This is a genomic window from uncultured Campylobacter sp., assembly GCF_938045225.1.
In the GTDB taxonomy this organism is placed as follows: Bacteria; Campylobacterota; Campylobacteria; order Campylobacterales; family Campylobacteraceae; genus Campylobacter_A.
On record NZ_CALINL010000305.1, the window covers coordinates 1 to 7,886 of the forward strand.

A 7,886-nucleotide genomic window follows, 5' to 3' on the forward strand; every position below is an offset into this window, starting at 1 on the left:
TTCCGCTTCTGGTAAATTTGAGGGCAATGACTACTCCTCATCTGTCCGAATATCTACCGTAAACGTTTATGATGTCGAGAATAAAAAGACCGGCATTATAGATAGCGTTCAGCAACCCGTAGTATTTAAAATCGTTTGCCCCGATGACGTTACCGCTGGGCTTGTTGGGAATGCTGTTCGCGAAAAGCTTAAAAAAGGGCCTATTGTTCTACACGGCGGTTTCCCTGCTGGTGATCAACGCATTATAGCTGTAGCCGAGTCTTACGAATACTTCTTATTTGATTCAAAGCCAACCGATAAAGCTTCTAAGGGGGCTTAATATGAAAAATCCTTACAATACTGACGAAATGGTTGAGATTGTAGAAAAGTGTTATACCGACTTTAAGGAGTTTAGGGAGCGTTTTTACCTCCTTGATAACGGCACCGGCAATTATGACACCCACTACGATAACGTTTCTGATATAGATTTATCTATAAGAGATACTATCAAACTTTTAAAGGCTCGTGGCTATAAGCTTAATATTGAGCTTGAGCCTGGTTTGTTTTAAATTTAGCCGAATTTATTTCGGCTACTTTTTTAAGGGTTAATTCTTTAGCTCTTAAATAAGTAGCTCAAAAACTACTAAATTTACATCAAGGAGGCTATTATGCCTAAGTTTCTTTCTACTGCTAAAGGTAAGGCTACTGCCCTTTTTATTGCTTCAGCCGGTGCAATAAATGCTACTGCCGCTGATTTAACTATGGGTACTGACGGAACCGTTACGGGTACTATCAACCTATCTAACGTTTACGCTGTCGGTTCTGCCATATTTGGTGCGCTTGCTGCCATCGCTGTTGTTTCAATAGCGTTCAGAATGATCCGCAAAATCGGTTAATCTGAATATTTCAAAGGCTCTAGCATGTTTGAATTTATAGAGTTGGCTAAATTTTACAAGTTTATGTTTTCTCTATACGTTCCTATGTTTGGAGCCTTTGTCGCTTTTTTCGTGGTATCTCTTGCGATTGATTTTTTCAGGAGATCGGCTAATGATTGATCTTGGTATTTCTCAAGAGCAATATAACTTTATGATGGCTCTATCGGGTATTTTATTCGGTTTTCTTGTGAATTTGCTGTTTATTTTACTCGTTCATAAATTTAGCTAAGGTGCTTAAAATGTTTACTATAACTGGCGTTGCTTCATTTGATTACTTTGCTAGCATATTTATCTATTTCTTATTTATATCATTTCCATTTTCACTTTGTATAAGCATCTTAGCTAAGAAATTGATTAAATAGGCTATCCCATGCAAGGCTTAAAATTTATCCTCTTATCTTCTGCCTTATGCTTAAATTTGCTTGCCTTTGATTTTTCAACCATTGATGATTGGACCTATACGACATCGGTTAAAAATAGTTTTCTTCCCGTTGACGTATCTGCTTCGCCTGCTGACGCTGTAGTTCTTGATGATCAATTTTTACAGATTGGCGATGATGTTTATTCTTATACTGGTTTTTCTCCCGTTATTTTTAACGTTGAGCTTTTAAAAAACAACGGTTTTTTTCTTGAAAATAAATCTAAAGAGGCTTCAAAAAAATTATTCCATTACGGCGGCTTTGAGCAAAGCTCTGTTGTTTGTGAAATGGACGGCTCTGAATATCTTAGTTGCTCAAAAAATGATTACAATAGCCAACTGGGCGTTAATCCAAACTTTAAAAGCGTTAATTTTTCTTATTATCTTTATACTTTTGTTTCCTTTTTCCGTTCTTGCAAATCAAATGAAACTTTTGACCCCGATTCAAAACAATGTTATCGCGATTGTTCAAAAGATGGCGGCATAAATAAAATCGGACTTCCTAACGGCGGCTGCATTGATTGTAGCGGCGAAAAAGATTCTTTTGCCGCCCTTCGTTGTTTATGTCTTGGATCTAATCTTGGTTTTGGTGGTGTTACTAGTTTTTGGGGTAAAAATGGTGGTTCTCCTGATGATTGCGATCTTCAAGGTACTTGCTTGGACGGCTCTCAAATTTCTTTTTCAAATCCAAAGTGTAATGAGAAGCCTAAACCCGACCCAAAACCTGACGACAATAAAACAAAACCCGACGATCCTAAACCCGATAATCCTGATAATCCTCAACCTAATCCTGGAGGAGATAGCGGCGGCGGAGGTAATTCAGGCGGCGGTGGAAATGGCGGCGGCTCTGAAGATAATCCAAATCCAAATCCTGGCGGCAATAATAATAACGGTGGTGGCGGTGGTGGCGGCGGTTTCGGCGGTGATGGTGTTAAATTTAAAGAAGGTGATTTTAATGCTGATAGTTTAAATAAGGAAATGGGGGCTTTTGAAAAAGCTTATCGCGGTGCTTTTTCTAGGATTGAAAAAGAATTTGATGGCTCTGAAGGTTTTAACGCCTTTAAAAATGGTATTGATCAATTTATTTCTAATCTTAAGGGCAAGGGTTTAGATGATATTTCAAAAAAAGATGTTCCAAAATCTTGCTCACATAAAGAAACTATTGATTTTTTCGGTTATAACGTTGATATAGATTTCGATTTTTGTAAAATCGTTGCTCCTGCTTCCGGTGCTTTTTACTATCTTTTTTACGTGTTTTTCTTTGGCTGTTTTCTTTTTTTGATTATTAAATTTTTGATATTTTCATTTTAAAGGATAGATAATGCCTGCTTTGTATTCTGCTATCGTTTGGTTTTTTAGGTCTTTTATTGCTGAAAAATTTGTCGGTTGGGTTCTTAAAGGTATTACATTCGGCAAGATGGTTTTTATAAATACTGCCCTATTTGCTCTTGTTATAGCTTATGGTTGGGCTGTTTTTAAGCTTATAATGTTTGTTCATGATTCTATTAATAAATTTATATCTTTTTTAAGTGATATTAGTTCAGGCGGTAGTAATGAAATTTTGTCTTGGTCTATGGATATTCTTAGGGCTCTTGGCGTTTGGAATGCCTTTGTTGATGTTTATAATGTTTTCTCCGTTCCTATTGTTTCCGTTATTTTGCTTTATGTTTATAAGATCGGTTTTAAAGTCTTGCATTCAATGCAGCTTACTTTAACTACTTTTAACATTGCTAGGCTTTAACCCATGATAACTTATATAGTCGGTAATCCAGGCTCCGGAAAATCTTATTTTGCGGTTTATAAGCTTTGGTATATGTTTATCTATAAGCCAAAGCCCGCTAAAGGCTTTTTAAGTAAAATTTTTAAGCCTAAAATGCCCGAAAACAAATATCTCTACGCTTACACTAATATTAACGAGTTTAAATTTGAGCTTGATGAGCGATTACTAAAATTTGATTATGATGAAGTATATGCTAATCTTGCAAAGCTCTATAATGCCTATAAGATAGAAAAAAAGACCGATAAAGAGCTTATCGAGTTAGCTAAAGAAATGAGGCTTTATAAGGTTCTTTTCGTTGTTGACGAGATACATAACTACTTTAAGGCCAAAGAGGATCCGGTTCTCGTTTGGTGGGTCACTTATCATAGGCATCTTTATCAAGACCTTTTATTTATCACCCAGGATTTAAGCTTGGTAAACAACGAATACAAGCGCGTAGCCGAGAAGTTTTATCGCGCGATAGATAGCTCAAAGCGTCTATTTTCTAAACGCTTTAAATACGCTTATTTTACCTCTTATAAGATGTATCAATCTGATCGCGTCAATAATTTTAATATAAATTTGCCTTTTAACCAGGAAGTTTTTAATCTCTATCATTCAGGCCAGGATAGTAAGAGTAAATCGGTAGTTAAATTTTTTATGGTCTCCGGTCTTATTATCTCTCTTTTAAGCGTGTTTGCGTTTATTTACGTATTTAATACCGCTTTCGCCGTTCCCGACGAATACGCGACTACTCCGTCTGGAAATTTAACCCCGCAAGTTTCCGCTGCTTCGCCTAATGCTTCTTTGCCGTCTAATGTTTCTAAACCCGACGAGCCTATCGAGTCTACTTATATTTACGAGATCGTTTGCGTTGCTGATAGTTGCCGTTTTAAAGGCGGTTCGGGTTCATTCCCTTATACTTACGTATCTTTTGTTATTTCAAGCCATAAACCCGCTTATTTTTATTCTATTACGAAAAATAAGCATTATGTTGAATATTACCTCGTTTTCAAATCTCCGGTGCTTGATACTATCAAGCTTGCTTCAATTCAAAAATCTAATAAAGGTGCTCTTTATGAAAACTTTCAAAAAAATCCTGATCCTAACTCTTTGCGTAATTAGTTTTTCTAAAGCTGAAACTATTTACACTGACTTGGTAAATTTTGCCCAGCTTGCAAGTATATCCAACAATATAGCTATTGTAACAGATGATAGTATCGACGGCAATTATTATTATTTTATCTACCAGCACGATACAAATTTAACCCTTTCTATGTTTAGAAAAATGCTTGAATCTAAGGGCTTATTTCTTTATAAAAAGGACAATTTTTACTATATTACGGATAAAAAGCTGCCTGATTACGATCTAAGGCGCATTGATCTTAGTAATTACGTTGTTGAGGACGTTCGCCGTATAATGGCAAATTTTGAGCTAAATGCGACGTATTCCACTACTTCAAACTCCGTATTCTTTCGCGCTGATGATGTAGCATACGAGCAAATAAAGCAAGCCGTGGCCTCTATTGATAAGCCTTTGGAGCAAGTTGAGTTTAAGCTCACTATCACCGAAACTAATCTAAAAGATATTAAAGACCGCGGCGCAAAGCTTCAAAGCCTGCTTAAGCCGCTAAATCACGGCGATTTAGCCTATTACATTAATCTTATTACTTCGCCTTACACTACTAATTCAAACGTTGTAAGAAACGATAGCGAGGGCTTTTTTGGCGTCTTAAATTTCCTGGATACCAACGGCTTAACCAAGATCATATCTAGCCCTTTTTTGACTGCTAAAAATCACACTGAAGTTAATTTCTCCGCCGTTCAAAACATTCCTTATTTAGTTCAAAATAGCCAAACTTCAGCTACCCAGACCACTACCCAAAACACTTATGAATACAAAGACGTTGGATTAAAAATTACTCTTAAACCGGTTATTTTAAAAGATCACGTTGATTTTGACTTACATTTAATTTTAGAGGACCTTTTATCATCTGCTAATACATTAACTCCTATTACAAGCAAAAAGGAGCTTAAAAGCTCGTATTCTCTCAAACGCGGCGATATTTTAGTTTTATCAGGCATTAACAAGACTACCACTCAAAAACAGCGTAACGGCATCCCCATTTTAAAAGACATTTATATTCTTAAATATCTCTTTTCCGTCGAGCAAGATCAGGACATCAATTCCGTAGTTACTTTGACTATTCAAGTTATCTAATCTAAAAATGTGTGTCGTGCGGCGCGTAGCGTGGGAGCAAGGGTTCCCACGCCGCCGCACATAACCAGGGTGCGGGGGAGCCGCTTGCGGGTTCGCTCCCCCGCCAAAATGAGCGAAGCGTTGGCTTTGGCGGCAAAGGCCGACTTTGCGAGCGACGCGCGCCACGCGCGCGGAGCAAGCAAAGAAGGCCGCCTTGTCAATCTAATAAAAAAGTGCCAGTTTTAAGGTTGAGCGTGTTTGGAATCAGTGAGTTTGACCGGATTCAATGTCAAGAAAAGCTAGAAAAACAAAAAGCCTATATGAAAAGCTTTAGCTTTGTTAATGACTTCGGAGAGGTTAGAAGCTTGCTTGATTGCTCTATGGCCGCAAATTTTAGCCGTAAGTATTACGCCGAGGTTGCCAACCGCGTAAATACGCTCGGTTCTTTTGCGATAGATTACGCCCAACGCCCGGTATTTCTCACGATCACGCTCAACGGCTGTTTTCGCGGCGCATTGAGCGGCGATTACTCCAAATTTAAGGATAAAGATATGAAATTTTTACCGACCGAGGTTAAATACAAGGTTAAAAACGGTGCGCCCCTTACTATTAGCGATTTGTGCGCTACTTTAAATCATCAGTGGCGTATATTTTTTAGACGTTTTACGGCTAAATTTAAGGTCGATTACTCTTATATAAGGTGCTTTGAGCCTCACAAAAAGGACGGCGTGCCGCATATCCACGCCCTGCTTTTCGTTCCTAGCTATACTATAGATTTTCTTAGGCGTTCTTACAAGGATATATTTTACGCTCCTCAAAATTTACGTGTGGACGCTATTTCACGCGAGCAAATAGCCAACGGCGAAACAAACGGCTTCCAAACCTCTATACATAATCCGGCTGGCTATGTAATGAAGTATATTCAAAAAACCTTTATAAATTTAGACAAAACCCAGGAGCTTGACGATCTTGCCGCCTGGTATGTAAAACACAAAGTAAGACGCTTTTTAACCTCACAAAACAACGTTCCTTTATGGGTATATAGAAAAATCAATTTTATAGCTACTATGCAAGACTTTTACCATTTAAACAACTTTAAAAACGACGATAATAACGTGCTTGAATGGGATAAACAAAGCGATTATATATACATCAATATCCCTGAGCGCAAGGAAGTTATCATTTATGATAACGGCAAGCTGGAGCATTATGTCTGTGATAGGCTTATAAATAGCTATGATCGTAAAAAACCGCCTAAAAACGTAACTTTCCAAACCATTAAACCCGATCTTGACGCCTGGGTTGATGCCTGGTACGTACGCGAGGGAGAAAAAATCAAACGCGAAGCAATGAAAAACCGAAAAGAATTCAAAAAACCGCCTTTATGGATGAAAAATTACGAGCTTTACAATTATTATTCAAAGCTCGATAAAGCTAACTGCAATATTCAGCACCTAGCCTACGTTGAAAATATAATGCTTGATCGTGGCCTAAATTCATTTACAAAGAGAAACACAAAGCACGATCTAAATAATCCAGACCTCGAGGACTTTATCGAGCGCGGACTTAGAGAATATGAATTTTAAAGGAGATAAAATGAAAATTTTAAATTTATTTGCCGGCATTGGCGGTAATAGGTTATTATGGAATGATGTATTACCGGATATTAATGTAACTGCTGTTGAGTTTGATCCGGCTATTGCCGAGGTTTATAAATTTAGATTTCCTGCTGATAAAGTTATCGTTTGTGATGCTTTTGATTATGCTGCCAACAACTATGATAAATTTGATTTTATATGGGCTTCTCCGCCTTGTCAAACTCACTCTAGGATTAATTTTTCAAATCAAAACACTATTAATAATCGTTCTTTGCCTGGTTTTAGACTTTATTCTCTTATAAGTTTTTTGAAAACTTTTTGTAAAAATAAGTTTGTTGTTGAAAATGTCATGCCTTATTATGATCCTTTAATTTCTCCGAATGCAAAATTATTCCGCCATTTGTTTTGGTCAAATTTTTATATTCCTGAGAAGTTTTTTCAAAAATCTAATAAATTAATTAAAAATTTTGTTATTTCTGATTTTAAAGATTTTGATTTGAGTTTGTTTAAAGATATTAAAAATAAAAGGCAAGTTATTAGAAATCAAGTTGATTCTAGTCTGGGCAAATATATTTTTAGCTGCGCTCTTGATAAGGGTCTTTTTGATGATATTGAATGAGCTTTTTAAAAACTATCTTGAGTATTATGAGCTTATTTTAAGCCCATCTACGCTTAGAAGCGATATATCTACGTATCAAAAGCATTTTAAAGACGGTTTAGGCTTAAAAAACGTCAATGAGATAAATTTTATTGATATACAAAGATTTTGTAACGAGCTTATCAAGCGAGATTACAAAATTAAGACCGTTAAAAATATCCTTGCAAAGCTCAAGGTTGTTTTTAAGCTCGCTCTAAAACTCGAGCTAATAAATAAAAATCCTTGTGACTTTATCGAGCTGCCTAAATTTGACAATAAAAGATATTTTGATTATAGCGTTGTTATTCAAAAGAAGTTTATAAAAGCCATCTCGGAAAATAAAGAGCCGGGCGCGGATAT

The 7,886-nt window shown here is 36.6% G+C and carries 10 protein-coding genes; all 10 read left to right on the top strand.

The annotated features are described in order from the left end of the window. On the top strand, positions 1–319 hold a 319-nt coding region (locus tag Q0200_RS11035), incomplete at its 5' end, for a hypothetical protein (RefSeq protein WP_297941148.1). Position 320: 1 nt separating this feature from the next. Further along, positions 321–548 carry a hypothetical protein gene (locus Q0200_RS11040; protein ID WP_297941150.1) on the top strand — a complete coding sequence of 76 codons (228 nt, stop codon included), beginning with the start codon at positions 321–323 and terminating at the stop codon, positions 546–548. Positions 549–647: 99 nt separating this feature from the next. Then, a complete protein-coding gene (locus Q0200_RS11045) occupies positions 648–875 on the top strand; it encodes a hypothetical protein (RefSeq protein ID WP_297941152.1) in 228 nt (75 codons plus the stop codon). 409 nt (positions 876–1,284) lie between these two features. Continuing rightward, positions 1,285–2,643 (top strand): hypothetical protein, encoded by a 1,359-nt coding sequence (locus Q0200_RS11050; RefSeq protein ID WP_297941154.1) that lies wholly within the window; start codon positions 1,285–1,287, stop codon positions 2,641–2,643. Positions 2,644–2,653: 10 nt separating this feature from the next. Next, entirely contained in the window at positions 2,654–3,073 is a 420-nt protein-coding gene (locus Q0200_RS11055) for a hypothetical protein (protein WP_297941155.1), read from the top strand. 3 nt (positions 3,074–3,076) lie between these two features. Further along, complete coding sequence (locus tag Q0200_RS11060) at positions 3,077–4,216, top strand: zonular occludens toxin domain-containing protein (RefSeq protein ID WP_297941157.1); 1,140 nt, start codon at positions 3,077–3,079, stop codon at positions 4,214–4,216. Next, positions 4,170–5,312 carry a type II and III secretion system protein gene (locus tag Q0200_RS11065; RefSeq protein WP_297941159.1) on the top strand — a complete coding sequence of 381 codons (1,143 nt, stop codon included), beginning with the start codon at positions 4,170–4,172 and terminating at the stop codon, positions 5,310–5,312. The genes Q0200_RS11060 and Q0200_RS11065 overlap by 47 nt, the downstream gene beginning before the upstream one ends. A gap of 233 nt (positions 5,313–5,545) precedes the next feature. Then, complete coding sequence (locus Q0200_RS11070) at positions 5,546–6,877, top strand: replication endonuclease (protein WP_297941161.1); 1,332 nt, start codon at positions 5,546–5,548, stop codon at positions 6,875–6,877. Between the two features lie 10 nt (positions 6,878–6,887). Then, positions 6,888–7,508, top strand: a complete 621-nt coding sequence (locus Q0200_RS11075; RefSeq protein ID WP_297941163.1) for a DNA cytosine methyltransferase — start codon at positions 6,888–6,890, stop codon at positions 7,506–7,508. Further along, on the top strand, positions 7,495–7,886 hold a 392-nt coding region (locus Q0200_RS11080), incomplete at its 3' end, for a phage integrase N-terminal SAM-like domain-containing protein (RefSeq protein WP_297941165.1). The genes Q0200_RS11075 and Q0200_RS11080, both read left to right, overlap by 14 nt.

Excerpts from the sequence above, each read along its gene's own strand:
- Q0200_RS11040 (WP_297941150.1), top strand. The coding sequence starts at position 321 with ATGAAAAATCCTTACAATACTGACGAAATGGTTGAGATTGTAGAAAAG.
- Q0200_RS11045 (WP_297941152.1), top strand. The coding sequence starts at position 648 with ATGCCTAAGTTTCTTTCTACTGCTAAAGGTAAGGCTACTGCCCTTTTT.
- Q0200_RS11050 (WP_297941154.1), top strand. The coding sequence starts at position 1,285 with ATGCAAGGCTTAAAATTTATCCTCTTATCTTCTGCCTTATGCTTAAAT.
- Q0200_RS11055 (WP_297941155.1), top strand. The coding sequence starts at position 2,654 with ATGCCTGCTTTGTATTCTGCTATCGTTTGGTTTTTTAGGTCTTTTATT.
- Q0200_RS11060 (WP_297941157.1), top strand. The coding sequence starts at position 3,077 with ATGATAACTTATATAGTCGGTAATCCAGGCTCCGGAAAATCTTATTTT.
- Q0200_RS11065 (WP_297941159.1), top strand. The coding sequence starts at position 4,170 with ATGAAAACTTTCAAAAAAATCCTGATCCTAACTCTTTGCGTAATTAGT.
- Q0200_RS11075 (WP_297941163.1), top strand. The coding sequence starts at position 6,888 with ATGAAAATTTTAAATTTATTTGCCGGCATTGGCGGTAATAGGTTATTA.